This window comes from Staphylococcus intermedius NCTC 11048 (assembly GCF_002902385.1).
GTDB classification, from domain to species: domain Bacteria; phylum Bacillota; class Bacilli; order Staphylococcales; family Staphylococcaceae; genus Staphylococcus; species Staphylococcus intermedius.
The window spans coordinates 1-25,922 of the sequence record NZ_PPQH01000001.1; the positions used below are offsets into that span (position 1 = coordinate 1).

Genomic DNA, 25,922 nt, shown 5'->3' on the forward strand with positions numbered 1-25,922 from the left:
ATGTATAAACACCAAAATAACATGTTTCTTCTATTTATTCTCATAGACAATGAATCACACATTATTCTATTTTCTTCTATTATAATAGGAAAAAAGAAGGACATAAACTTTCAATTAAATAAATTTATTCAAAATAACCATGCATTTCTTTGGCTTTAAACATTGATGCAAAATAATAGTGACATGCACCTATACGATATACCCACTTATCCATTTAAATATACACAAACATGCCACTCTCACTGAATTGTGTATCTTTTCCCTTTTGTTTCCATAACACAAAAACACTTAAAATGAGCCTGCCGAAATGTTTCTGTAACTATATTACAATTATGTAACAAAATATTTTAAACTACTTTCAAACTTTTTTATTTCCTCCTAAAAACCCCTTAACAAAGCGGTTTTTAGCCCACCTTAATATTACATCCATTCCTACCAAAATAGTTAAACATTACAAAATAAAGAATCACTACACAAGTGATTTTTTTTCTGATACAGTATATATCGTTATTAAACCACAGCAAGTTGGTTTACAGTTATTCTTAAATCAAATCACACTTTAGTGACTTTACATTATAATCTTAAACAAATTATCTAGGAGGATTTTTAAAAATGAAAAAATTAATCGCTACAACATCAATCGCTACAGCAGGAGTTGCTGCTTTTACATTAGCTCACGGCCATGACGCACAAGCGGCAGAAAACAATGGTGGATATAACCCACAAGATCCAACATCTTACAGCTACTCTTATACAATTGATCAACAAGGTAACTACCACTTCACATGGGAAGGTAACTGGTCACCAGAACGCTTCAACGGTGGTAATGCATCAGCTTCTTACTACACTGGATACAATGCAACAACAGGTGCTTCATATACACAACCAACAAGTACTTACAGCGCACCAACACAACGCTATAGTGCACCATCATACTCAACACAAACAACAACTACATCTAGCTCATACAGTTCACGTGATTACTCATCATCTTACACTACGACTTCAACGTCTACACGTTCAGTATCAAGAGGTGGATCAAGCGCGAACTTATACACTGCAGGTCAATGTACTTATTACGTTTTTGATCGTGTAGGTGGTAAAATCGGTTCAACTTGGGGTAACGCAAATAACTGGGCAAGTGCAGCAGCATCAGCAGGTTACACTGTAAACAACCGCCCTTCAGCAGGTGCGATTTTACAAACAACTCAAGGTGCTTTCGGTCACGTAGCATACGTTGAAAGTGTTAACTCTGACGGTTCTATTCGCGTTTCAGAAATGAACTACGGTTACGGTCCTGGTGTTGTAACAAGCCGTACAATTTCAGCTGGACAAGCTGCATCTTACAACTACATTCACTAATAAAAATGATTCATACCAAAAAGCCCTCTGCATTCATGTGCAGAGGGCTTTTTTATAATTTCTAGTTAAATGACCAGTTTCTCTTTTACAATTTTAACGCTTCAAATTCGCTACTTACCTCATATACATGGTATCTCAACGGCCGAACTTCCTCACACTTTAAATCCAATAAGCAATCGTTATCCAATAACCAAATGCAAAAAAGTAGAGTAATGGGAAATTTTCCATGTTTTTAGCTTTAAGTTGTATAATGACGACGTGCACACCTATTCCTACAAATGCCGTTGTTAAAATCAGACGTACGAGGAGCATCATCGTTATGTCACCAAAAACGAGTAAGTTTGGGCTACTTGTCGCAAAAATGACAAGTGTGAACAATACAATCATCACTGTATACACAACCGTATCTATAGAGCGATAAAGATGCGAATAAGTCCAAGCCACAATGAAACCAAATACTGTGACAAGTGCAATTTCATGGATTCGCTCATATAAATGAAGGGCATCAGTCTGATACAGTACAATCGCTACAAAATACAGTAAAAGGCTGATAACCCAAGATATTACAGAAGGACTTTTGAGTTGTTGTTGATCGTGATTGATGTATCGGTGAATCCCAAACCATAATAGAATCATCGCTACTAGAACTATTAAGTATAAGATGGAATCACCTCTTCATATGTATACTATAACCCTTTTCTATCTTACTAAAACATATACGATTCAATATTTTACTATTTTCTTTTATTTGGATGCTCGTTCCCACCTTCACAACGATTACTTGCGTTTTCTTGCTCTTTAAATCTATCATTAATCTCGATCTAAATGATTAAAAAAAAGTATATACCTAAAATCTGTCGCTGTTGATTTTAGAATATATACTTTTCACAATGCATCGCTATTTTTTATGATGACACATGCGTTTTCTTTTTAATACCGATGCCAGTAAAGCCATAGAACAATGCGATGATTACACAGAGGTAACATGGCACTGCCCAAATGAAAAATTGACCGACACCGACGCCGAGTTGTTGCGTATAATAAATCCCTGAAGTCCCCCACGGAATAAGTGGGATAATCATCGTACCAGAATCTTCAAGTGTTCGAGATAAATTCACCCGATCTAAATCCATTTTGTCATACATTTGCATGAGTAGGACGCCGACCATAATAATGACGACTGAAGCTACACCAGCAGCAAGTACCATCATTAAACTTCCGATAACAGTCACGAGTATCAGTTGACCTCGTGACTGAATATTTTTGGAGATACTCTGTAAAATTACGTCTAAACATCCTGCCTTTTCAACAATTCCCGCGAAAGCATAGCCACAAAAAATCGTCACTAATATTTGTGTCATACTCATCATGCCACCTTGTTCAATCAATGACAGTGCTTTTTGAGATAAGCCCTCTTGACCGAGTAGCATTTGAGATGTAAAGCCACTGAATGTTGCAATGAAACCATCTTTAAGTTCAAAACCATTATTTAACCATCCCACTAATATGGCAACGACGCTTGAAATCAACATGGATGGCACGGTTGAAATTTTAGCTAATAGACATAGTACAATGACAATTAACGGAAGCCAAACGAAAAAGTTAATATGGTACATGGCATCAATGTCTTTTAATAGCGCGTCAATTTGTGTCGTATTTCCATGAACGGAAAACTTTCTTGAAGCAATATGCCAAACGATGAGCCCAATGATAGAGGCTGGAACAGTTGTCCAAATCATATGTTGAATATGACTGAAAATATTCACGCGTGTCACTAACGATGCCAAATTGGTTGTATCCGATAACGGTGACATTTTATCTCCAAATACCGCGCCTGAAATAATTGCACCGGCTGCCATGCCTGCTGGAATATTCATATGTAAACCGATTGCCATTAATGCGATACCTGCTGTAGAAGCTGACCCCCATGCCGTCCCTGTTGCAACGGATGTCATTGCTGAAATCAAAAAGGCCGAAACGAGAAAGTAACTCGGACTTAAAAATTGCAATCCGTAATAAATCAGGGCTGGTACAGTGCCTGAATACATCCAAGAACCAACGATAATACCGACCGTCAAAATAATGAATATTGCGGGCATTGCAGTCGCTAAACGATCTGTAATGCCTTCCTCTAGATCCTTCCAACGTAAGCCGACACGCCATGCAATCCATGAGGCATAAGCGGCTGAGATAATTAATAAAGGTTGTACAGGTATTTCAAAAAAGATAAAACCTACGCAGACTACAATCATCATCACGAAAATGGTTGAAAGCGACTCGATTAAAGTAGGTTTTCTTTTCATACACAACACACTCCCCTTTGTTTATTAGTAAGAAGTTAACCCTACGTTTTCTCTTCCTAAATATTCAATGGTTAAACCTTCATTGAAGAAATCGCGTTCTAAAATCGTTGAAGCAATCACGATAATCGCATCAATATTCGGTGTAGGTACCCCTATTTCTCTACCCAAACTTGACCATAGTACCAAACCATAAGCAATATCCTCAGTTAAATAACGGTTATTGACTTTGTTCGGTCCTGGAATTCTTGAAAAAACTGGACTGTGATTGAACAACTTGTTGAGCGGTTCATCTTCCATCTCACGCTCTAAATAGCCACGTTCAATACGAGCTTCTTTCGCTGTTTCTAACTCAAAACCTAACTTACGCCCTAACGTTAAGCGCTCCACTTCAACTGCATGTAAAAGACGCACGGTATGATTTGTAATCCCTTCTTTGTATAATGCAAAATCGCCACTGTAATCAATACGTCCTACATTTAAAAGCGTTGGTCCAGGGTGTACTTCTGGATTTCCGTTCTCTAAGTTAGTTCGCCATAAACTTTCTTCTTTAACAATATATGGGTAAATCAATTCTACTTTTTTAAATGTTTCTGCTAAGTCCTTTTCATTAAATGTTGAGAAATAAACTTTTCGTACATTTAATGAGAGATCCACTGAAGCTGTTTCAAAGTTGACACGTGTGCCGTATGTTAAAGTATTCGCCTCTGCTAATATCGGACGCGTCTCAATTTTATATTCTTCTAAAACTTTAATAAAACGTGCAGATCCCATTGCTGCTGCCATATTAAAGAAGATAATTTGGTCTTCATTAATATGTGATGACATTAATTCAGCATAATATTCGATAAATGACGAAGGGATACATAACATAACAATTTCAGCATCCTCTAAGACATAGCCCATGTCGTCACTAATATTTGTGAATGGGACAAAACTTTCTGCGCCCTCGTTATTAAAATTAAAACCACCTTGTTCAATGGCATAATCGAATTTACTGATAGACTGGTTACGACAATACAGTTTAACTTGATGCCCTTGGTTCATCATATCAACCGCTGCTGTCACAGCTCCGTTACCTGATCCTACAATTGCTATTTTCATTGATTGACCCTTCTTTCTGTTTTTTTCTATTTGATGTCGTGTCATCGAATTGTGACTCAACATGAATCGTAACAGAACGATTATAAAAAGAAAACAATTTTTTGAATACCAATATATTCATATCGTCATGTTGTTAACTTATACCCTATATACACACAATTATGTTGCGTTCCTTTATATTTTAGCCCTACTTAACCTAATAGCATGCACCTTGCTTCCTCACAGGCTTCATCTGATACAAACATTTCTATTATGTGTTTACTTTGGTGAACCCTTTCAATATTATCAGTTGAACATGTCCTACTTTTGAACAGCTACAACTTGGAGCACATTGTCCCATTCATAGCGTTGTACTTTTCAAAGTAAATCACTTCAAGTCAACTTTTTAAATATTACATGCACTGTAACATTTTGAATGTCAAAAAGTTTAAAAACGAAACTAAATAGCCCGAAAAATCTACATTTACTGAGGATACACATGACTGTCATAAGATTACGTCGTATCCCATTCGAGTTTTAATTCAATTACAAAACTGTAACATTCCACACAGACGGCTCATTTTTTGGTACAGTTCATATTGTCGTTAAAAGAACGATTCAATAAAACAAAATAACTTTTACAATTCTCAAATTAAAATAAACAACAAAAACTTTAGGAGGACTTTTATTTATGTTAAAAAAATTCGCTACTACAACTACATTAACTGCTGGATTAGGAGCTGCCGCTGCGGTAGGCTTACAACACGATAACGCAGATGCTGCTGAAGGTAACTACAGCTATTCATACAGCTACAACTATGACTACAACACAAATGCACAAGGAAATACAAACTATAACTACAATGCAAACAGCAATCAAACTTACTCATACGGTGAAAATACAACAAGCACTTCTACTTCAACACAATCAACAGGTGTAACTAGTGCTGGTAACTTATATACACCAGGTCAATGTACTTGGTATGTATATGACAAATTTGGCGGTAAAATTGGTTCAACTTGGGGTAATGCAAATAACTGGGCGAGCTCAGCATCAGCTGCAGGTTTCACAGTAGACAACAATCCTGAAGAAGGTTCAATCTTACAATCAAATGCAGGGCCAATGGGTCACGTAGCCTATGTTGAATCAGTAAATGAAGACGGTTCAATCACAGTATCAGAAATGAACTATAACGGCGGACCATTCAGTGTAAGTACACGTACAATTTCAGCTTCTGAGGCTGCTTCATACAATTACATTCACGTATAAGATAAAATCAATATTCAAAGTAAAAAACCATTGTTGTAACAACATACAGCAATGGTTTTTTGATGTCACTCAGGAAAAATTTTTAAATTGGTGCCCTTGCCCTCTCCCGACGAATCGTTATATGATGGCACTATCTATTTTTAAGGAGGCATTTCTCATGCAATGGACAAAAGTGATTTTTGCTGGCTTAATGGAAGTGTTTTGGGTCATTGGTTTAACACATGCGCATCAGCTTTACCAATGGATATTGACCATTGCACTAATCTGTTTAAGTTTTTGGATGATGATATCCGCTTCACGTGTCTTACCTGTCGGCACTGTATATGCTGTATTCGTCGGCATTGGCACTTTAGGTACTGTCATTGTCGGCATGCTGTTCTTCAATGAGTCAGTCAGCTTCATCAAAATACTCTTCATTCTCACATTACTAACTGGTGTGATTGGTCTGAAATTAACAACAGATCAGGTAGGTGAACAGCAATGAGTTGGTTCGCTCTCTTATTCGCAGGCTTATTCGAAATATTAGGCGTACTCTGGTTAAACGAATATGCACGTCTGCATCAAAAACGGTATATTGTATTGCTCGCGATCACTTTTGCATTGAGCTTACTCTGTCTATCTTGGGCAATGCAAGACATTCCAATGGGGACCGCGTATGCAATTTGGACAGGAATTGGTACAGCAGGCGGCACGATTTTAGGTATGGTCGTTTATCATGAATCGAAACAGTTTATTAGAATCTTTTTCATTTTATTAATCATTATTTCTGCAGTTGGTCTGAAATTAGTCGTCTAACTTGCATTCCTTGTAATCTAGAAAGGGGTTTCATATACTAGAGAAGAAAGGTGGGAATCGCATATGAAAAAAGTATTTATCGCAGGTCCTATCCCAGAAAAAGGACTTGAAATATTAAAAGCAAATTTTGAGGTAGAGATGTACGAAGGTGAAGGCATTATTGATAAAGAAACGCTTAAAAATGGCGTTAAAAATGCTTTCGGACTTGTAAGTTTATTATCTACAGAAGTCGATCAAGAAGTCATTGATAGCGGTTCAGAATTACAGTTTATCGCGAACTATGGTGCAGGTTTTAATAATGTCGATGTCGATTATGCACGTTCAAAAAATATCGATGTTTCGAATACACCTAAAGCTTCTACTAACTCTACGGCTGAGTTAACAATGGCTATTTTACTTGCTGCAGCCCGTCGCGTTGCTGAAGGTGATCGATTAATGCGTCATGAAGGTTTCAATGGTTGGGCACCGTTATTTTTCCGCGGACGTGAAGTGTCTGGTAAAAAATTAGGGATTATCGGTTTAGGTGAAATTGGTACGGCTGTTGCGCGTCGTGCGAAAGGTTTTGATATGGATATCCTGTACACAGGTCCGCATCAAAAACCTGACAAAGAACGTGAATTGGGTGCTCAATATTTAGATTTAGACACATTACTGCAAACAGCTGATTTCGTTGCTATAAATGCCGCATATCAGCCGTCAATGCGTCATATGATTGATACCCCTCAGCTTGAAATGATGAAACCGACGAGCTATCTTATCAACGCTTCTCGCGGCCCTATCGTACATGAAGCAGCATTATTAGAAGCACTTCAAAACAAAACCATCGAAGGGGCTGCACTTGACGTTTATGAATTTGAACCAGAAATTACAGAAGGTCTCAAATCATTAGATAATGTTGTTATTACACCACATATCGGTAATGCCACTTTTGAAGCACGTGATATGATGGCAGAAATCGTTGCGAATAATTTGGTTAAAAAAGCTAATGGTGAAACACCTGATTATATTGTCAACGAAGCAAAATAAACGCAGTCAATTAACATGAAACTAAACGGGATAGATAACACAGTGTCGACTGTGGTAGCTATCCCGTTTTTTGTTATTCACTTTTAGTACGATACAAAATACGCGTTTGTTGTTTCATCACCCATGTTGGCAATATTCGCATGAATCGATTTCTCAATTTAATACTTAACCCATTGGATTTTTGTGCCATTTTACCAATTTTACGTGACCGCTTCGTGATTTTTTGCGTATGCTTCACGCGTAATCGGTCATATCGTTTGAGTGCACTTTCAAGCGTGTCATTTCTCTTTAAGACATTCGCTAAAACAATCGCATCTTCCATTGCTTGTCCTGCACCTTGCCCCATATTCGGTGTTGTCGCATGTGCTGCATCACCCAACAAGACGATATTCTTTTCGTACACGAATGTCGATAGTGATTTTAAATCAAAAATATCATGATGCAAAATCGCTGTTTCAGGTTGCAAATCCAACACTTTACGCACTGGTTCTGGAAAATGATTGAAATACGCTTGTAAATAAGGTTTATTAAACTTTTTAAAGTGAACATCATTTTCTTTCGCATTCATCGTCGCAAACCAATATGCACGGCCATCTAGTAACGGCACAATACCGAAACGTCCTTTTTGTCCCCAAAATTCATCTGCTATTGGTTTTAACAAGTCCATATCGTCTACAATACCTCTAAAACACGTGTAACCTTGATACTGTAATTTACTTTTAGGATGAACGGATTGTCTTACTTTTGAACGCATCCCATCTGCGCCAATAATCAAATCGACTTGTTCAGGATTTTGTTCTTTAAAATGAATGGTCGCAGTTGTACCATCACTTTCGACCTTTGTCACTTCATGGTTAAAACGAAATAATTCATCGGTCAAATATGATTTTAAGAGATCTACTAATTTTTGACGTTCTAACGTTACATTGGTCTTTTTTTCACTTAAAGGTAATGTATTTAAGGTGTTACCCTTCTCATCAAAAATACGCATTGCCGTTAGTACTTGCCCTGCATTTTTGATACCTTTAGCCAAATCATGTTCACCGAGCAATTGAATCACATTGTCTCCAATGCCAATGCCCGCGCCTACCTCACGAATAGAATCTTGTTTTTCATAAATTGAGATATCGTGACCTTGTGCTCGAAGCATAATGGCAGCAGTAAGACCGCCAATGCCTGCACCCACAATACCGATTTTCATATCATCACCCCGTCATTAATTACTTCTTGTAAAATTCTTTTCGAATAGCATCTTTTTTAATGCCATATTTTTGATAATACGCTTCCATACGTTCAGCAATTTTAGCTGGCCAATCGATGTCACTCGCATATTGATTCGTCGCTGGATTTTGTGGATTCCATCGCATTTGATATAAATTGAGCTGGCCATTTTCAAAATATTGATTTCTTACAAACGCTGCGCCACCTTTAATCGCTTTATCTGGTGAAGTCCATCCCGCTTTTTGAGCATAACTTGCCCCTGTTTTAACAGCTTCACGGTCAAACGCACCGATGCCAAAAAAATTGTAGTAACGATGATCGCCTTTACGTAAACCTTTCGCCAAAGCAGAACGCCCTTCTCCTGTTTCTAACTGTGCATGACTTACTAAATAAATGACGTTCACATCATTTTCTTTTTGTGCTTCTAAAAATGCTTTCCCATGTCCTTCTAAAATACCTTTGCCTTTCAGCATTTCATTCACTTCATCTTCGGACATTTCAACCGGTTCAGATAAATCCATATACATGAACTCTGAATCTTTACGGTCCACTGTCATTGCAGCTTTGACATCTTGTTGAGAAGCATTGACGAACTGGTTACCTTCAGATTTTGTATGTAACGTATCCCCCTGTATTTGTTTGGCAAAAGCCTCATCAAATGTATGTGTTTTATCATTTTTGAAAAGCGCTGTTTCATTCATTAAAAATAAAATCACAAATAACGCGAATAAAAAAACAATAATGACTTTCAAAGGTTTGACTTTACGCGATCGTTTCATCTCATAAACTCCTTTACGTTATTGACGTTACCTCGACATAAAAATCATCACACACACAGCACATAACACGACAAAGTATGCAAGATTCACCAATATCTTCACCCATCGTTTACCGTGATAAAGCATATTGAACAACACGAGACTTAAACCTAACGATATTAAAAAACATACAAGTGCAATCCATGCACTCACAAAAACAAGCAAGATTAATCCTAAAACTAAAAAGACGTTGGAAATTATTCCTAATATTTTAATCTTTTTTGTATCCATTTTCCCACCTCTTTCATACCTGTATTATTTTATCATGAAACGCACATCATCGCGACACAGCACTTATTCTTTAAGTCATGAAGTATCTGCTTTGATAGATGTACCAATACGCTTCTATATTCAAAAACGATAGCCACAAATCAAACGTAACTTCCATTCAAACGGATGCTTCCGATTCATTTCGGGTGATTGCACCTTTCTAAGTGATGTTTTCAAACACGATGTCACCTTCATCAAGCCAAATTGAGTTGAGACAAGTCCCCTAGGAACGCGAGCCTATAGCGTGAAATCAATCAGAAAATATTCATCTTACACATCAGCACACTTACTTTTTAAACGGGTGTCTCAGATTATTTTTTAGGGGAACACAAACTTCGGAGTGTACCTGCAAACTTGATACACTTCCACTTTTTTGTGATGGATGTCACACTTTTACAACACTGTTCACTTTCTAAGATTGCATGAACGATTCTGCATACCCAATATAAAAAGACAGGTTGGTTTGTCACTCTAGACGAGACTCCTGAGGGGCATATTTAAAGGTTTAAATATGATTTCTGAAGCTTAACAGTGGCTAATGTTTAACGCAGTAGCTGTCTGACTTCTCAATGCGCATGCTTTTGAGAAGTTTAGTCAGCCTTGCGGGGGCAGTACGACGAAATCTTTGTTGCACATGAGATTTCTGTACTGCTCCCGAAAATCCAATTCGGCCTCCTTCAAATGTACACTTCAATCAAGCCGAATTTAGTTGAGGCAAGGCCCCTAAGAACGCGAGCCCATAGCGTCCATTCAATCAGTCCAATGCCTTAATGACACAGAATCGTTCACAGCAATCTGAAAGATGCGTACTTATCCAGTGTTTTTGAAGTGGATTTAAAAACCGCAAAAAAAGTGGAATGACATCAACTGCCACTCCACTCCGAAATGTTCCAAAAATTAATCGCGAGACATCCCTTTCAACAAATTCAAAAAGTAAGTCAAGCTTTGATTCATCTCATCATCTTTCAATACACGCATTAATCCCGTCATAGACGTCCGCGCATGAGGACTTGCCTGATTCGCCACACGTAAACCACGATTCACTTTATTCAATAATACGCGCAGTTCATCAGTCTGCAAATCACCCAGTAAAAACAACATCTGTCCCATATTATGAATGACACCTGCATACTGATCTTTATTCAGTTCAGAAGTGATTTTTTCAGTAATGACACCACGTTGTTTCACTGCACCAGTCAATGCGTCTAAAATTTTAGCATCATCTAAAGTACGAATCAGGTCAATCGCCTTTAATATACTGTCTTTATTTTCGGCAATCGCATCCGTCACTTGCGTTAAGCTTTCTGCTTTGATTTCTGCTTCACTTTTTTCAAGACGTTTAATTTTTCTAATACGTTCAGCCATTATTTCATCACCTGATTCCCTGGGAAGACGTAATCAGGTCTTGCCCATTTTTTATCAACACGCACACTGTATTGTGGATTTCTCGTTTGATTGCGGAAGTTAGTTGGATTCAGCGGTGATTTTCCGCGTTTACTCAAGATTTCCATACGACAACTTGTAGATTTATAAGCAGGTGTATGTGTTGCTGGGTCTGTCACGCTGCTTGTTAAATAGTTAATCGCTGCTGCACTGTTATCGTTCAATGGTAAATAAATTTGTTTGCCAGATACACGCTCTGTAATATGCACATGCATCGTTGCTTCACCATATTCAGAAATCAATTTCACTGCTGCCCCTTCATGAATACCGCGTTCCTTGGCTAGTTCCGGCGATACTTCTACAAACGCAGTCGGCATTTTGTATTTTAAACCTGGTACTTTATACGTCATGTTACCTTCATGGAAATGTTCCAATACACGTCCATTGTTAACATGTAAGTCATACGTTTCATTCGTTTTATAGAAGTTATTGAAATCCAATGCAAAGAATTTCGCTTTACCATTCTCAAAGTTAAAACGTTCTGTAAACAATAATGGTGAATCTGTACCGTCTGCAGCTACTGGCCATTGTAAGCTGTTATAGCCTTCTAAACGATGGTATTTCACACCTGCAAACATTGGCGTTAAGTCTGATGCTTCATCCATAATTTCAGCTGGATGTTTGTAACCCCAATCAAAGCCAAGTTCTTTCGCAATCATTTGTGTAATTTGCCAGTCTGGTTTTGAATCACCCAGCGGCTCTAACACTTGATATAAACGTTGGAATCGACGCTCAGTGTTGGTGAATGTGCCATCTTTTTCTAATGATGGGCTTGCTGGTAAAATGACATCTGCATATTCAGCAGTAAATGTTAAAAATTCATCTTGAACGACAAGGAAGTCTACTTTTTCAAGTGCGGCTTGGACATAGTTAATGTTTGAGTCCACAATCCCTGTGTCTTCACCTAAAATGAATAGACTGTGTACGTCACCGGCATGAATATGATCCATCATTTGGTGGTTGTCGTAACCCGGATGACTTGGTAATTTCACACCCCAATTCGCTTCATAGCGACCACGTGCTTCATCATCTTCAACACCTTGATAACCCGGTAATTTATCTGGCATACTACCAAAGTCAGAACAGCCTTGAACATTATTATGACCACGTAATGGATAAGAACCTGCACCTGGTTTCATGTAGTTACCAGTTGCTAATAACAAGTTAGAAATCGCTGTACTTGTATCTGAACCTGTCTCTTGTTGCGTCACACCCATTGCCCAACAAATTGAAACTGAGTTGACACTTACAATTTCTTTAGCTAAATGAATGAGACGTTCTTTTGAAATTCCTGTATGTTCTTCAGCAAACTCCATAGTATATGGCTCAAGTGATTGATAATATTCATCAAAATGGTCAACCCACTCATCGATAAAGGATTGTGCATGCCATCCTTGGTCAATGATGTATTTTGTCACAGCAGATAACCATACTAAATCTGTACCTGGATAAGGTTGGTAAAATTCATCTGCGCGCTGTGCCATTTCATGTTTACGAATATCGAATACATGCAGTTTTGTGCCGAACAATTTGTGAGAACGTTTAATACGAGATGCGATAACAGGATGTGCTTCAGCTGTATTCGTACCAATCGTAATCACCATTTCTGCTTTGCCGATATCATCAATTGAACCGGAGTCTCCACCATGCCCCACCGTACGGAATAAGCCTTTTGTCGCTGGTGCTTGACAATACCTTGAACGGTTATCGATATTGTTCGTACCGATGACTTGACGTGCGAGCTTTTGCATTAAGTAAGATTCTTCGTTGGTTGCTTTTGAAGATGAAATAAATGACAATGCATCTGGGCCGTATTGGTTTTTGATTTCTTGCATACGTGTCGCCACATGTTTGATTGCTTCATCCCATTCCACTTCTTCAAATTGATCACCACGGCGAATGAGTGGCTTCGTTAAGCGTTCTTCTGAATTAACATAATCCCAACCGAATTTACCTTTCACACAAGAAGAAATTTTGTTTGCTGGTGAATCGTGAGAAGGTTGTACTTTTAAGATTTCACGGTCTTTCGTCCAAACTTCGAAACTACAACCGACACCACAATATGTACAAACGGTTTTCGTCTTTTTAATACGTTCTTCACGCATTGCCGCTTCTGAATCAGACACCGCAAATAATGGACCATAGCCTGTTTCTGCTTTCTTCGTCAAATCAATCATCGACGCAAGTGAACCTGGCTCGATATCCGTCATATAGCCTGCATTACCGACCATATTGTTCTCCATCATCGCGTTACATGGGCAAACTGTCGCACATTGACCACAGCCTACACATGATGAGTCATTAATTGAAACGTCATTATCCCAAATGACACGTGGATGTTCACGGTCCCAGTCAATAGACAATGTTTCATTCACTTGAACGTCTTGGCACACTTCGACACAACGTCCACATAAAATACATTGATTCGGGTCATAACGATAAAATGGACCAAAATCCACTTCATACGGCTTCGGTTTGTATTCATACGTTTGATGTTCCAATCCCCATTGGTCCATCGTATTGTGAATTTCACAGTTACCGTTGTTATAATCACACACTGTACAATACAGTTGGTGTTTTTCTAATATGCGATCTAGCGCTTCTTTTTGACTGTCTTGTACCGGCTGCGTAGTCGTATTAACAACCATTGAGCGCTCTACTGTCGTTCCACATGCACGTTCGATTTTGCCATCAATTTCAACCGCACACGTATCACATGTTTGGATTGGCCCTAATGATTCGTTATAACAAATGGAAGGTACAAACGTTTGTTGCTCTTTAATGAATTCAAGCAGATTTTTGCCTGGTTCCACAAGATAATCTTTACCATCTAAAGTTACGATAAGATGTTCTTGCATAAATATCCCCCCTATAAATTGCTTATTATTTTATATGCCTAAGATGCCCCCACATACTTAGTTATTTCCATTTTATACCTTTAGTAACCAAAAGTTAACACATTTTCAATTTTATATATCTTAAATGAATTAAAAAATGGTTCAAACACGCTCCATATTATTTTGAATCACAGAAACGTTTCATATTGACAACTTTAATGTGTCGCACCATGAACGGTCGCAACATCTGTATCATAGGTGAGACAGACGCGAATGGCAGCCGTTAATCCTTTCACCATCATTTCAATGGACATTGAGGGTTTCCCCGGTTTATCTATTACTTGTGAAGGTGCAAATGGAACGTGGATAAAGCCTGTTTTCATCTTTGGATAATGACGTTCCGCTTCATAAGCGAGTTGGTACATGATGTGATTACATACAAATGTTCCAGCAGTATTAGACAGACTTGCAGGCACACCTTCAGCTTGCATTGCTTCTACCATACGTTTGACAGGTAATTGCGTGAAATATGCAGGTGGTCCATCTTGTTGAATATACTGATCGATTGGTTGTTGTCCTTCATTATCAGGGATACGCGCATCATCTACGTTAATCGCCACGCGTTCTGGTGTAATTTCAAATCGTCCCCCTGCTTGTCCTATAGCAAGTACGATATCGTAATCAGTTTGCACAAGTTTTTCTCGAACGACTTCAATACTTTGATTAAACACTGTCGGAATCTCTAACTTATCAATGACATGTCCGTCAATGGTGTCAGGGAGTTGTTGTACAGCTTGCAATGCTGGATTCACCTTTTCTCCACCGAATGGATCAAATGCAGTCACTAAAACTTTCATTGCTTTAAAACCTCCTTAATTCATTTAAAAAGCGAGTACGTACATTAAAATAATATGCACGCCGATGAGTATGATGGCCATCGGAGCTTGTGCTTTAATGACAGCCAGTTCGTCTTTCATTTCTAACAAGGCAACAGGTAAGGTGTTAAAGTTTGCAGCCATAGGTGTCAACAATGTACCACAAAAGCCGCCTGTCATCGCCAATGCACCGACAATCGTTGGGTCACCCCCATTTTGAATCACAAAAGGTAAACCAATACTTGCGGTAATGACTGTAAACGCTGCAAATGCATTCCCCATTAGCATTGTAAAGAGGACCATGCCTAAAATGTATGCAATAACACCGAGTAACGCGTTATCTTGAGGTAAGAAACTCGAAATTCCTTTTGAAATGGTTGTACCTACTCCACTCACTGTAAACAAAATACCAAGTGCAGCGAGGAATTGTGGCAAGATACCGACTGTGCCAATTTGTTGGACTAAACGATCACTATCGTACAAACCGACTTTTGCTTTCGGGCGAATAATGAGATACGCAACGATAAGTCCAACAACAGAAGAAATACCAATCCCTATTGCGCCACCTAATGATGTCCAAGTTGAGACAATGACAGCAACAATCGCTAACACAACAGCTGGGATAAATAACAAATTGCCAAAGCGTGTCGCCCCCATTTCTTCTTCTTGATGTTCAACGTCAACCACTTTTCCAATTTTTACATTTTTGGTTATCGTCAAAAAGCCCATCAACAATACGAGGAGACCATTCATCCAATCCGGAATATAAGGCCCAACAATAAACAATAAGCCTAAGACACACCAAAACAGTGCTGTTCCTATTCTTTTCATATTGCTCGGCTCACGATATACACGAAAAGCAGTATAAATAAACTGTAAACCGATAAGCACATAAAAAATTTCTAAAATATGACTAATCGTTTGAGGACTCATCTTGTTTTCCCCCTTTTTCACCGTACTTACGATTCATTTTTCGATCAAATAAAATATTTTGAATGACACCTATAATCAGGACAACAATTGCAATTGGTGCAGAATATAATGCGATTTCAACTGCTTTGACTTCCATATGTAATGATTGAAATGTTGCAACGATTAACAGGACACCTGATGCGCCGACAAATAAATTTTGTCCGAAAAAGTTACCATAATTTTCCATTGCAGCAATATGTGCTTTCAATTTTTCCTCGTCTGTCGTCTCTAATTTTTGTTGATATTTCGCTTTAGCCGCTGCTTGGACCATTGGATTCATGAGTGGACGAACAAATTGTGGGTGTCCGCCAATTCGAATTGAAGCAAGACCGGCCACTTCGCGAATCAATAAATAGACAGACATAATACGTCCAGAAGTAATGCCTTGAATACGATTGATTAAACGTGTCGATTGTGTTTTCAGACCATAGCGTTCAATCAATCCCACCATAGGCAATGTTAAAATAAATAATGACACCATGCGATTATCGACAAATGCTTTACCGAGTGTTTCTAGTATCGTCATCACATCCATATGGGAAACGAGACCCGTTACAATTGCCGCAATAAGCACAGTTCCAATCGTATCTCATTTGAAGTAAAAACCTAAAACAATGATGAGGATGCCTATAAGTTTAAGCCATTCCATCAAATCCCTCCCTTATGTAGATCGTCACTTCATTTTATCGTTATCTGAATATTGTTTCAAATAAGCATGAGAAAGCGATTTAGTTAGAGAATCAAAAAAATGCCCTGCAATGCGAACGCGGTTGACGTTATACATTGCAAGGCATATTAAACTATGGGTCTATTGCACTAAGACAGACAATTTCGTTGATTTGTCATGGTTGATATACTTGTCTCATGACTAGGCGTGCAGTTATAAGTTTAAGTTCTGCTTATATTGTTGTACTAATGATTGTTTTTGCGATTCGTCTGGAATGAAGTAGTAAATACCATCACTTTGTATACCACCCGAACCGTCTAATTGATGGCGTTGAACATGATCATTAGCATCACTATAGTTGCTACGAATTTGATTCATTTCACCAATGGTTAAGTCTGTTTTCACATTATCACTCAATTGATTCATTAAGGCGTTAAAGTTCGTGATCGATGAAATGCCTGTTAACTTGTCAGCTAAACCTTGCAGTACAAGTTGTTGTCTTTCTTGTCTACCGAAGTCTCCACCTGCGCCTTCTTCTTTACGGCTACGAATGAATGCCATCGCTGTGTCACCATCAAGATGTGTCTTTTGACCTTGTGTGAACTGATGACCACCAGCATTAAACGTCGCATTACTTGTCACGTCTATGCCACCAACTGTATCAATCGTATCTTTCAAGCCATCCATATTGACTGTGGCGTAATGATCGATAGGCACACCCATTAATTTTTCAATAGATTTTACCGCCATATCTGGACCACCATAGGCATAGGCATGATTGATTTTTTCTGTCGTATCACGTCCAACGATTTCTGCTTGTGTATCACGAGGAATACTGATCATTTCTGTCGTTTTCTTTTCTGGATTTACTGACAAAATCATGATGGTATCGCTTCGTTCACCACCACCAGCACTTTCACGTTGTGCATCTGAATCTATACCAAATAATGCAATAGAGAAAGGTTCACCCTTGCTCAAATCTACCTTACCTGATCTTAATTCCGAATGATTTCTATCTAAAGGATTATGAATAGCGCCTCCTACTGCAAAAATTTTAAATGCGAGATAGGCCACTGCGATGAGCGCTAAAATAAATAATATACCTATGAACCATAATAAAAATCTTAGAATTGGGTTTTTACGTTTTTGCGTTCTTTTATACTCCAACAAAGTCACTTCTTTCCGAATGTATTGGTCTAGCTTTATGGAGATACATGAAAATATGATCCCGTCACATATTAAGTGTTATTTTACAGAAAAGTTCACCTATTGAAATCGGTCTTTAGACGCAACACTACTTTTGATAACCACCATTGGATAATAATATGTCTAAGATCGTTTCATAGCAACCTGGATTACTGATAATAAACGGACCACCATGAACAAAATCAATCGGCTGTTGTTCGAAATCCGTCATCTTCAAACCAAGTTCTTGCGCAAATAAAAATTGAGCCGCAATATCCCAAGGTTTTGCATTCGTATGAATATGCGCCCCGAACTGTCCTGTCATGACACGCGCTGAATCAAGCCCACACGCACCGATGAGACGATAACCAAATGAAGCATCTAATAGTGCATGCATTGTCTCATCATTCAGTACACGATTATTAAATGAAATAATTTTGTCTTTCAGTGACTGCGGTGTTACAGGTTGCATCCGGATGTCATTTAAAAATGCCCCGCTCCCTTTTACAGCACGATACAATTTTTGTCTTGGATAATCATAAATATACGAAAGTTGTGGCTCCCCATCGAAAAAATAGCCAATGATCATGCAAAAATCATCTTGCTGTTTAACTAGATTTGCTGTCCCATCAATAGGATCAATCAACCACGTATGGCCCTCTCTTAAATGATGCGTTTCATGATGTGCTTCTTCTCCATATAAGTGGTGATCTGGATAATGCGTTTTTAAAAATTGTTCAAATCTCGATTCAATCGTTCGATCAACATTCGTCACAAGATCAAAACGACTTGACTTCGTATCGGTTTGAATTTGTTGAATCAGTTCAGGTATTTCTTGAGACATTTGATGAATCCATTGTTGAACATGTTGATCTATCGTATGACGTTGTGATTCAGATAACATATGTATCACCTCTTTATCTATATTAGTTCTATTATACAGAAGAAAGATTGCTTTTTGGGAAAACATACGAAGTTAAAAATTAAAATGATGATTGAAGACAACATCTATCATGTGAATGAAAAAAACCGGTTGGCGTAAACCAACCGGCATAGAAAGGAAAGTAAGTAATAAATATTGAAGATGTTAAACTAGAATTAGTACAACCATGATTCAAACATTACTATCAACTTTGATAGCTACCCCTTTATTTGAACATTTCTTGTACCATCCCCCCTAGTAGCTAACTACACTATAACATATACTTTCCATAAATGTAAGCGTTTTCTAGAAATTTTTCGTATTTTTTATTTACATTTTTCACTCCGTCTTGCAAGTACGTTCAAAAAGTCTTTCACTATAATTATTTTATCGATATGCTATAATATTGTTAAACATGTTTGGGAGGTGTTCGTATGAATAAAGAAGCACGGCAAAAGAAACTGTTGGCCTTGATTCAACAAGACAAACCAATGACTGCCCTTGAATTAGCACAAGCTCTCCATGTTTCTAAACGCACTATTTTACGTGACATGCAAGAATTAGAAAATAAAGGGGTTCAAATTGTCGCACATGCAGGGATGTATGGGGGCTACCAACTTCAAGAAAGTCAACATTACTATCAACTGAATTTGACACAAACAGAATTACAAGCGCTCTATTTAATATTGAAAGAGAGCCAAACACAGTCGACATTACCGTATGAAGAAGCGACGAATCACCTTATTCAAAAAATATTAAAACAACCTTATACACATATTCGACGTACATTACGCCAACTGGACCAATACGTTTTATACGAAACACGTCAACACCCACGTTTGCCCGTTCAATTTAGTGATATTTTGATTTATTGTCAAGAACGCAAAGTGATGGGCATTGATTATAAGATCGATGCTAATGGCGAACTGCGCTTTGAAAACGTCATTTTTATCGGCTTGATTGCACGTCATGACGGTTGGCAAGCGATTGTTTATCATATTGGTGGTGATTATACACAGTATGTCGATATTGCTACCATTGAAGACATTTCATATTCTTTCCAAAAATCAATACAGACAAACGATATAACACTGGATAATTACGAAACGTATTTAAAAAATATAGAACAACAATAAAACCAATGTCATGCCTACAAAGCGTAACATTGGTTTTTCTATGCATAAATTTCATTACAACAAGAGTGTGATGATGAATGAAATAAAGTTATTTAACATGTGAAAAGCAATCGACACACCTAAATTGCGCCCGCTTTTCATATAGAGGAACACAAGTGGAATGGCTAAAATTAAGTAATCAACAATTTCGAACGGGGAGGTCGCTTGAAGGACATGTACCCCCGCAAATAATAAGACTGAAATGACGGCCATAACTTTAAAGTTTAACTTCTTACCTAACTCTCCAATTAAAATATGACGAAAGAAAATTTCCTCAACGACTGGGGCTAAAATAACAATCATCATAAAATTGATTGGAGTAAACCATGGAATAGCAAAAAGTTGGTCGATAAGCATCCCGTTTTGCGTCGTGTCATATTGAAATTGTTCGGGCAAAAACTGTTGTAAATATCCATAAAGCATGGATGCAACTTGTGCAACGAAATAAGCGCCTATAATCCAGAATAGATATTGACGTATCCCTTGAAGACCTTTCATAAAGCGTTGTCCCATCGTTTTATAATGTAACAAGTAAAAACTGAGGATCACAATCAAATAGGCAACTGCGGTCGCAATGACTTGTACGACAAGTGCATGAGAATCAGTTAATAGCGATGTCTCACTGACATTGAAAAATACAATACTTATGACAGCTGCTAATATTCCAAATACGAATGTTGCAATGAGAACAATAGGAACTAATAATAAGTCCCGCCAAGCAATATCTTTCCATTTATATTTTGACATTTGAATACTCTCTTTCCTTTAAAAATGAACGAAAGGCTGTCTACATATCACAGACCTGTGACTTTTTTTACAGTTTTATACAACACTTACGCACTTTTATGATTCTTGTTATAATATATATTATTTCATGAAAGGACGCTACTGATGAACGGTTTTGAACCCTCTAATTATTTACATGCACTCAAAGCACTCAATGAATTGTTAGACTTAATCATTGCATATGATTTAAACTACGCTCGAAATAACGAACAATCTCAAGGCATATTAACAATTTTAAAATCCAGAGTCCACTCGTATTATCAGCAATCATCTCAACCGCTTCAACTGCATGCCTATCATCTCTGTCCTTTCGACCTCTATTATATTTGCCTTTACAACTTGTACCACAATCCATTGGTCCCTATTGAATTTGGAAGTCAAAGCAAATTGAATCAATGTTTTATTCAGCAAATAATACAAGCACGCGCATACTTTCAAATATGTGAGATGACATTTGAAACACCGCATATCCCCTTACATTAAAATAAAAAAGCGGAATGACATCAGCCATCCCACTTAACACGCTTTACTATTAAAAACGGACACGCATATTGAAGCACGGATTCATCTCAATAATGCAAATATAAGCTCGACTATTATGATATCGTTATGTATCTCTTTCCCAAAATACAGCACGATACTTGTTACTTCTATAATTTAAAATCTTCTTTGTCACGTTTATGATAACCGCGTAAGAAGAAAAATACAGCCATAAAACCTAAGAATAAGAAACCGATAATAACAGATACTCGAGTTTCGTTATTGATAAACATTGCGACTAACACCAATAGTAAAAATGCGATAGACAGATAGTTCGTTACTGGTGCAAATGGCATTTTGAAAGGATGGTTTTCTAATTTTTCTGGAAATTTCTTTCGAAATTGAATATGGCTAAACAAAATCATAAACCATGGAATCATCCCTGGTAAAATAGATGCACTATACACATAAACGAAAATATTTTCAGAACCATCAATAAATTGTGGTAATACAACATTTAAAATCACACCGATAAAAATACCAATCGATACTGCTAATACTGTGTAAAACGGTACACCATTTTTCATGACTTTTGTAAATACTGCTGGTAATTGACGATGTTGTGCTAAAGTGAAAATCATTCGACTTGCACTGAAAATACCTGAGTTACAACCAGACATCGCTGCTGTAATCACAACAAAGTTAATTAAACCTGCAGCAACCGTAATCCCGACTTTTGCGAATGTAGCAACAAATGGACTACCAATGTCATGTAATTCATTCCAAGGATATACTGTTACAATGACAAAGATGGCACCGATATAAAAGATTAAAATACGCCAAATAACGCCGTTGACTGCTTTTTTAATATTTTTTTGAGGATCTTTTGTTTCACCTGCTGTAATACCGATCAACTCAACCCCTTGATATGAACCGATAACAATAGATAAAGCAAAGAAAAATCCTAGCCAACCGTTCGGCATAAAACCACCATGTGCTGTAAGATTACTCAGACCGATCGGATTGCCTCCGTTCCCTAAGCCGAAGAAAATCAAACCGAAACCTGCAATAATCATTAAAATAATAGTCACGATTTTAATCATCGCAAACCAGAATTCAAACTCTCCAAATGCTTTTACAGACACTGCATTGGCAACTGTTAACATAACAATTACAATCACGCCTGGAATCCATGTAGGTAACTCTGGAAACCAAAACTTCATATATGCACCGACTGCGATAACTTCCGACATACCTACAACAATCCATTGAAAGATATTGGCCCATGCTGTAACGTAACCCGCAACAGGATGAAGGTAATCTGTTGCATAGTTTGCAAATGAACCAGTTGACGGATCAAGATAGACCATTTCTCCCATTGCACGCATGATTAAAAATAAAAACAAACCTGCAATTAAATATGCGAAAATTACAGAGGGGCCTGTCCATGCAATCGTACTTGATGCCCCCATAAATAAACCAACACCGATAGTACCTCCGAGTGCGATCATTTGAATCTGTCGAGAACTTAGTCCTCTGTGTAATTGATTATCTTCCATGACAACGTTCCATCTCCTTTTGTACCCCTACTCATATCAAATTGATGTTGAACCGTGCATGTCGCTATTATACTATAAACTATCAGAATTTGAAGAAAAAATTACAAATGTTAACCCATTCATTTTCAAGTTAAAATTAACCTCGATACACTTTATTGGATACTCATTCAACGCTTACCTTAAAAACTAACGCATATATCACTTAAGTGTTTTATACGAAAACGTATTTTGATATGATAGCGTTTACATCTATAATCGTCAAAATATTGTCACATTGCTTGTTTGTGATTATATTCACATTTATATTTAGATTGCTTATACTAAGTTTATTATTTAAGAAAGGAATCTTATTCATGAAAGATACTAATATTAAATGGGATACAATTTTTTATGGTCGCAAGTGGGTTTCAAATATTATTGAGACGATTCAAAAGAAAGATGTACTACAAAGCTTTTACCTGAGGCGTTATTTATTAAGAGCAATGATGGCAGGATTTATTATTAGCATTATTACCGTTTTTGTATTAACCGTTAAAACAACATTTGCACCTGATGTCGCACCTGGTATAGTGAATATGGCTGGTGCGTTTACTTTTAGTTTTGCGCTCGTGTTAATATTGTTCACAAATTCTGAACTGCTGACGAGTAATTTCATGTATTTTACTGTTGGTTTATACTATCACTTAATCCACCCTACACGTGTACTGAAAATATTCACATTATGTTTTGTTGGGAATATGATTGGGGCTGTCATATTATTTAGTTTACTACGCTTCTCTAATGTGATGACACCCGACATGCTACAAATGTTAGCACATACAATACAAGTAAAAATTTATGACTATAGTTTTCAAAACATATTAGTTCGTGCAATTTTCGCAAATTTCTTTATTAACATTGCGTTAGTCATTGCTATGCAAATTGACGATGTACTGGCTAAAATATTTGTCATGATGTTCGGCGTGACGATTTTCGCATTTATGGGTTTTGAACATGTAGTTTATAATGCGTGTCTGTTTATCGCAGGTGCCATTTATCAAACAGATGCTGTGAACTTGCTCCTGATGACAAAAAATGTGATAGGTGCCTTACTGGGAAACTATATCGGAGGTGGCCTTATCATCGGCCTATTCTATGCGTATCTTAACGATCATGGTCAATTTAAAGTGATTAAAAAAGAAAACAAAAAGCAATCATTGATCGACTAAATACACGACTTCATTGATAGCGGTTTGTGTTATAATAGGGACAATTCAAAGCTTAAGGAGCATATTATGGATCGCGCACGTATCATTAGAGGTGTCTTCATCTCAATCATGTTAGGCTTAATCTTTTTCTTCTTAAATCAATCACAGTCCACATATACGACAAGTACGTTATGGCTACGTTCAATGCTTGTTGCTATTGTCTTTGCGGTATTGTATTTCGGCATCTTCACGATTTTAAGTCATGACACAAGAAAACGTATCTATGGCCCACCCTTGCTCATTGGTATCATCCTAGGCATTTTAGTTGGGCAGTGGTTCGGGTATGCATTGCTAGGACTTGTTATCGGCGTCATGCTTGGCTTTATAATCGGTGTTATACGACAACGTTATACAAAGGAGTGATGAGAGATGTCAACACAGATGATTGGTATCATTGTCATAATAATTCTGTTAATTAGTTTTCTTCCTAATGCCTATATGTTGTATAAAACTTCTAAAGATGGCACTGAAAACACACGCTATAAATTAATGGTTGGTGTAGATGCCATGCTATTAGTGTTAATTATTGCCGCCATCTTATTATTAACATAATCAAACCTCATGACATCGCAACTGATGTGTCTTTGATCGAACTTGCGGTGTCATGAACTTTCTCTTTTCTATACACCATAGGCAACGTAATCACTTTTCCCCACATTGAAGCAACCGCTTTGTAAGAAATGCCACAGTTCGACTTCCAAAATAAAAGCGCAGATCACATCCTCTCAAATGAGCATGAAACCTACGCTTAAACATTAAATTTTCCCTTGTAAGAAAAAGTAATACATGATTGAAGCAAGCACTGCATAAACAATCAATCCCGTTACAGTTGATAACACATGAATGCGCATCGGAATATGTTTTTGAAAACGGGGCGCTAATACTAAATTACCAACTATGATGATTAAAGGCGCCACGATGAAAAATAAAATCATTTCTAAACTCATGGCTGTACTCCATCAAAATATTGAGCGACGACTTGACTCAAATCCACGTCTTTGGCAAGCAAGTCCAATTCTGAAAAATCACTCTGAGCCGTAAATGGATTTGGGTTTACGATCACATCAAGTCCTGCACGAATCGCACCTGTCGCACCATTCACTGAATCCTCAATCGCTAAACAATGTGCTGGACTATAATTCAATGCTTGTACCGCAGCTAAATATAAATCTGGTGCTGGCTTCACTGTTTCAACATCTTCTCGACCTTTAATCACTGAAATATATTTTTCGATACCTAACTTCTGAACTAATGATTCAATGTGCTGTCTTGTACTACTTGAAGCAATCCCCATCGGAATGTGACGTTGATGCAATTGTTGCATGAGTTCAAGTACACCAGGTCTTAAAGGCAGTTGTCCTGCTGTTCCATAATGTTCTTGATAAACTTGATCTGTTAACGTTTCTCCTAAATGAGTGAGTAAATGCTGGTGAATCCCTAAAGCACGACCACCAATGTTAGAGCGATAAAAATCTGCACTCATATTATCATGCCCTGCCTCATTCAAATAACGATTCACTGTTTCATATAAGTGTTGCTCGGTATCGATAATCGTACCATCAAAATCAAAAATGACTGCGCGATACATGCTTACTTCCTCCTAAATCCTTGGTTACGCTTTCTTCAATG

Annotated in this window: 25 protein-coding genes and 1 pseudogene; 9 read left to right on the forward strand and 17 right to left on the reverse strand. The window is 37.6% G+C overall.

Annotated elements, in window-relative coordinates:
• Positions 1 to 612 precede the first annotated feature (612 nt).
• On the forward strand, positions 613 to 1,362 hold the full coding sequence (locus tag CD138_RS00005) for a CHAP domain-containing protein (RefSeq protein ID WP_019169648.1): 750 nt from the start codon (positions 613 to 615) through the stop codon (positions 1,360 to 1,362).
• A 159-nt stretch (positions 1,363 to 1,521) separates the two neighbouring features.
• On the opposite strand, the gene CD138_RS00010 is transcribed toward CD138_RS00005, so the two are convergent.
• The 3 genes from CD138_RS00010 to CD138_RS00020 all read right to left on the reverse strand — a co-directional run bounded on the left by CD138_RS00010 (position 1,522) and on the right by CD138_RS00020 (position 4,766).
• Positions 1,522 to 1,998 carry a hypothetical protein gene (locus tag CD138_RS00010; protein WP_019169647.1) on the reverse strand — a complete coding sequence of 159 codons (477 nt, stop codon included), beginning with the start codon at positions 1,996 to 1,998 and terminating at the stop codon, positions 1,522 to 1,524.
• 269 nt (positions 1,999 to 2,267) lie between these two features.
• Positions 2,268 to 3,665 carry a Na+/H+ antiporter NhaC gene (gene nhaC / locus CD138_RS00015; protein ID WP_019169646.1) on the reverse strand — a complete coding sequence of 466 codons (1,398 nt, stop codon included), beginning with the start codon at positions 3,663 to 3,665 and terminating at the stop codon, positions 2,268 to 2,270.
• Positions 3,666 to 3,689: 24 nt separating this feature from the next.
• A complete protein-coding gene (locus tag CD138_RS00020) occupies positions 3,690 to 4,766 on the reverse strand; it encodes an NAD/NADP-dependent octopine/nopaline dehydrogenase family protein (protein WP_019169645.1) in 1,077 nt (358 codons plus the stop codon).
• A 670-nt stretch (positions 4,767 to 5,436) separates the two neighbouring features.
• Here CD138_RS00020 and CD138_RS00025 point away from each other — a divergent pair.
• The 4 genes from CD138_RS00025 to CD138_RS00040 all read left to right on the forward strand — a co-directional run bounded on the left by CD138_RS00025 (position 5,437) and on the right by CD138_RS00040 (position 7,836).
• On the forward strand, positions 5,437 to 6,015 hold the full coding sequence (locus CD138_RS00025) for a CHAP domain-containing protein (RefSeq protein ID WP_019169644.1): 579 nt from the start codon (positions 5,437 to 5,439) through the stop codon (positions 6,013 to 6,015).
• A 157-nt stretch (positions 6,016 to 6,172) separates the two neighbouring features.
• The gene (locus tag CD138_RS00030) at positions 6,173 to 6,499 is read left to right on the forward strand and encodes a DMT family transporter (protein WP_019169643.1); all 327 of its coding nucleotides are present in this window, start codon (positions 6,173 to 6,175) and stop codon (positions 6,497 to 6,499) included.
• Positions 6,496 to 6,810, forward strand: coding sequence for a DMT family transporter (locus CD138_RS00035; RefSeq protein ID WP_019169642.1), 315 nt, complete (start codon positions 6,496 to 6,498; stop codon positions 6,808 to 6,810). Before CD138_RS00030 ends, CD138_RS00035 begins: the two co-directional genes overlap by 4 nt.
• 63 nt (positions 6,811 to 6,873) lie before the next feature.
• The gene (locus CD138_RS00040; RefSeq protein WP_019169641.1) at positions 6,874 to 7,836 is read left to right on the forward strand and encodes a 2-hydroxyacid dehydrogenase family protein; all 963 of its coding nucleotides are present in this window, start codon (positions 6,874 to 6,876) and stop codon (positions 7,834 to 7,836) included.
• A 73-nt stretch (positions 7,837 to 7,909) separates the two neighbouring features.
• Here CD138_RS00040 and CD138_RS00045 read toward each other — a convergent pair whose 3' ends face one another.
• The 10 genes and pseudogenes from CD138_RS00045 to CD138_RS00090 form a co-directional block, all read right to left on the reverse strand.
• Complete coding sequence (locus tag CD138_RS00045) at positions 7,910 to 9,037, reverse strand: FAD-dependent monooxygenase (RefSeq protein ID WP_019169640.1); 1,128 nt, start codon at positions 9,035 to 9,037, stop codon at positions 7,910 to 7,912.
• Between the two features lie 19 nt (positions 9,038 to 9,056).
• Positions 9,057 to 9,836 carry an N-acetylglucosaminidase gene (locus tag CD138_RS00050; RefSeq protein WP_019169639.1) on the reverse strand — a complete coding sequence of 260 codons (780 nt, stop codon included), beginning with the start codon at positions 9,834 to 9,836 and terminating at the stop codon, positions 9,057 to 9,059.
• A gap of 27 nt (positions 9,837 to 9,863) precedes the next feature.
• Complete coding sequence (locus CD138_RS00055) at positions 9,864 to 10,106, reverse strand: hypothetical protein (RefSeq protein ID WP_019169638.1); 243 nt, start codon at positions 10,104 to 10,106, stop codon at positions 9,864 to 9,866.
• A gap of 936 nt (positions 10,107 to 11,042) precedes the next feature.
• A complete protein-coding gene (locus tag CD138_RS00060; protein WP_019169637.1) occupies positions 11,043 to 11,510 on the reverse strand; it encodes a helical membrane plugin domain-containing protein in 468 nt (155 codons plus the stop codon).
• Complete coding sequence (gene fdhF, locus CD138_RS00065) at positions 11,510 to 14,446, reverse strand: formate dehydrogenase subunit alpha (RefSeq protein WP_019169636.1); 2,937 nt, start codon at positions 14,444 to 14,446, stop codon at positions 11,510 to 11,512. Before fdhF ends, CD138_RS00060 begins: the two co-directional genes overlap by 1 nt.
• A gap of 194 nt (positions 14,447 to 14,640) precedes the next feature.
• Complete coding sequence (pcp, locus tag CD138_RS00070) at positions 14,641 to 15,282, reverse strand: pyroglutamyl-peptidase I (RefSeq protein ID WP_019169635.1); 642 nt, start codon at positions 15,280 to 15,282, stop codon at positions 14,641 to 14,643.
• Positions 15,283 to 15,306: 24 nt separating this feature from the next.
• The gene (locus tag CD138_RS00075) at positions 15,307 to 16,233 is read right to left on the reverse strand and encodes a DUF979 domain-containing protein (protein ID WP_019169634.1); all 927 of its coding nucleotides are present in this window, start codon (positions 16,231 to 16,233) and stop codon (positions 15,307 to 15,309) included.
• Positions 16,214 to 16,921: pseudogene (locus CD138_RS00080) on the reverse strand (DUF969 domain-containing protein). Before CD138_RS00080 ends, CD138_RS00075 begins: the two are co-directional and overlap by 20 nt.
• A 231-nt stretch (positions 16,922 to 17,152) precedes the next feature.
• Positions 17,153 to 18,106: an LCP family glycopolymer transferase gene (locus CD138_RS00085; RefSeq protein WP_019169633.1), complete on the reverse strand. Its 954-nt coding sequence runs from the start codon at positions 18,104 to 18,106 to the stop codon at positions 17,153 to 17,155.
• Positions 18,107 to 18,233: 127 nt separating this feature from the next.
• Positions 18,234 to 19,028 (reverse strand): inositol monophosphatase family protein, encoded by a 795-nt coding sequence (locus CD138_RS00090; RefSeq protein ID WP_019169632.1) that lies wholly within the window; start codon positions 19,026 to 19,028, stop codon positions 18,234 to 18,236.
• Between the two features lie 452 nt (positions 19,029 to 19,480).
• Here CD138_RS00090 and CD138_RS00095 point away from each other — a divergent pair, with 452 nt between their 5' ends.
• Positions 19,481 to 20,182: a helix-turn-helix transcriptional regulator gene (locus tag CD138_RS00095; protein WP_019169631.1), complete on the forward strand. Its 702-nt coding sequence runs from the start codon at positions 19,481 to 19,483 to the stop codon at positions 20,180 to 20,182.
• 54 nt (positions 20,183 to 20,236) lie between these two features.
• On the opposite strand, the gene CD138_RS00100 is transcribed toward CD138_RS00095, so the two are convergent.
• Together CD138_RS00100 and CD138_RS00110 are read right to left on the reverse strand one after the other, a co-directional pair.
• Positions 20,237 to 20,968 carry a CPBP family intramembrane glutamic endopeptidase gene (locus CD138_RS00100; protein WP_019169630.1) on the reverse strand — a complete coding sequence of 244 codons (732 nt, stop codon included), beginning with the start codon at positions 20,966 to 20,968 and terminating at the stop codon, positions 20,237 to 20,239.
• A gap of 689 nt (positions 20,969 to 21,657) precedes the next feature.
• Positions 21,658 to 23,046 carry an amino acid permease gene (locus tag CD138_RS00110; RefSeq protein ID WP_019169628.1) on the reverse strand — a complete coding sequence of 463 codons (1,389 nt, stop codon included), beginning with the start codon at positions 23,044 to 23,046 and terminating at the stop codon, positions 21,658 to 21,660.
• Positions 23,047 to 23,399: 353 nt separating this feature from the next.
• Here CD138_RS00110 and CD138_RS00115 point away from each other — a divergent pair, with 353 nt between their 5' ends.
• The 3 genes from CD138_RS00115 (at position 23,400) to CD138_RS00125 (ending at position 24,845) form a co-directional block, all read left to right on the forward strand.
• Positions 23,400 to 24,254 (forward strand): formate/nitrite transporter family protein, encoded by an 855-nt coding sequence (locus CD138_RS00115; protein WP_019169627.1) that lies wholly within the window; start codon positions 23,400 to 23,402, stop codon positions 24,252 to 24,254.
• Between the two features lie 66 nt (positions 24,255 to 24,320).
• Positions 24,321 to 24,656 carry a hypothetical protein gene (locus CD138_RS00120; protein WP_019169626.1) on the forward strand — a complete coding sequence of 112 codons (336 nt, stop codon included), beginning with the start codon at positions 24,321 to 24,323 and terminating at the stop codon, positions 24,654 to 24,656.
• Between the two features lie 6 nt (positions 24,657 to 24,662).
• On the forward strand, positions 24,663 to 24,845 hold the full coding sequence (locus CD138_RS00125) for a hypothetical protein (protein WP_019169625.1): 183 nt from the start codon (positions 24,663 to 24,665) through the stop codon (positions 24,843 to 24,845).
• A gap of 203 nt (positions 24,846 to 25,048) precedes the next feature.
• Here the strand turns inward: CD138_RS00125 and CD138_RS00130 are convergent, their stop codons facing one another.
• Together CD138_RS00130 and CD138_RS00135 are read right to left on the reverse strand one after the other, a co-directional pair.
• Complete coding sequence (locus CD138_RS00130) at positions 25,049 to 25,240, reverse strand: hypothetical protein (RefSeq protein WP_019169624.1); 192 nt, start codon at positions 25,238 to 25,240, stop codon at positions 25,049 to 25,051.
• A complete protein-coding gene (locus CD138_RS00135; protein ID WP_019169623.1) occupies positions 25,237 to 25,881 on the reverse strand; it encodes an HAD family hydrolase in 645 nt (214 codons plus the stop codon). Before CD138_RS00135 ends, CD138_RS00130 begins: the two co-directional genes overlap by 4 nt.
• Between the last annotated feature and the right edge of the window lie 41 nt (positions 25,882 to 25,922).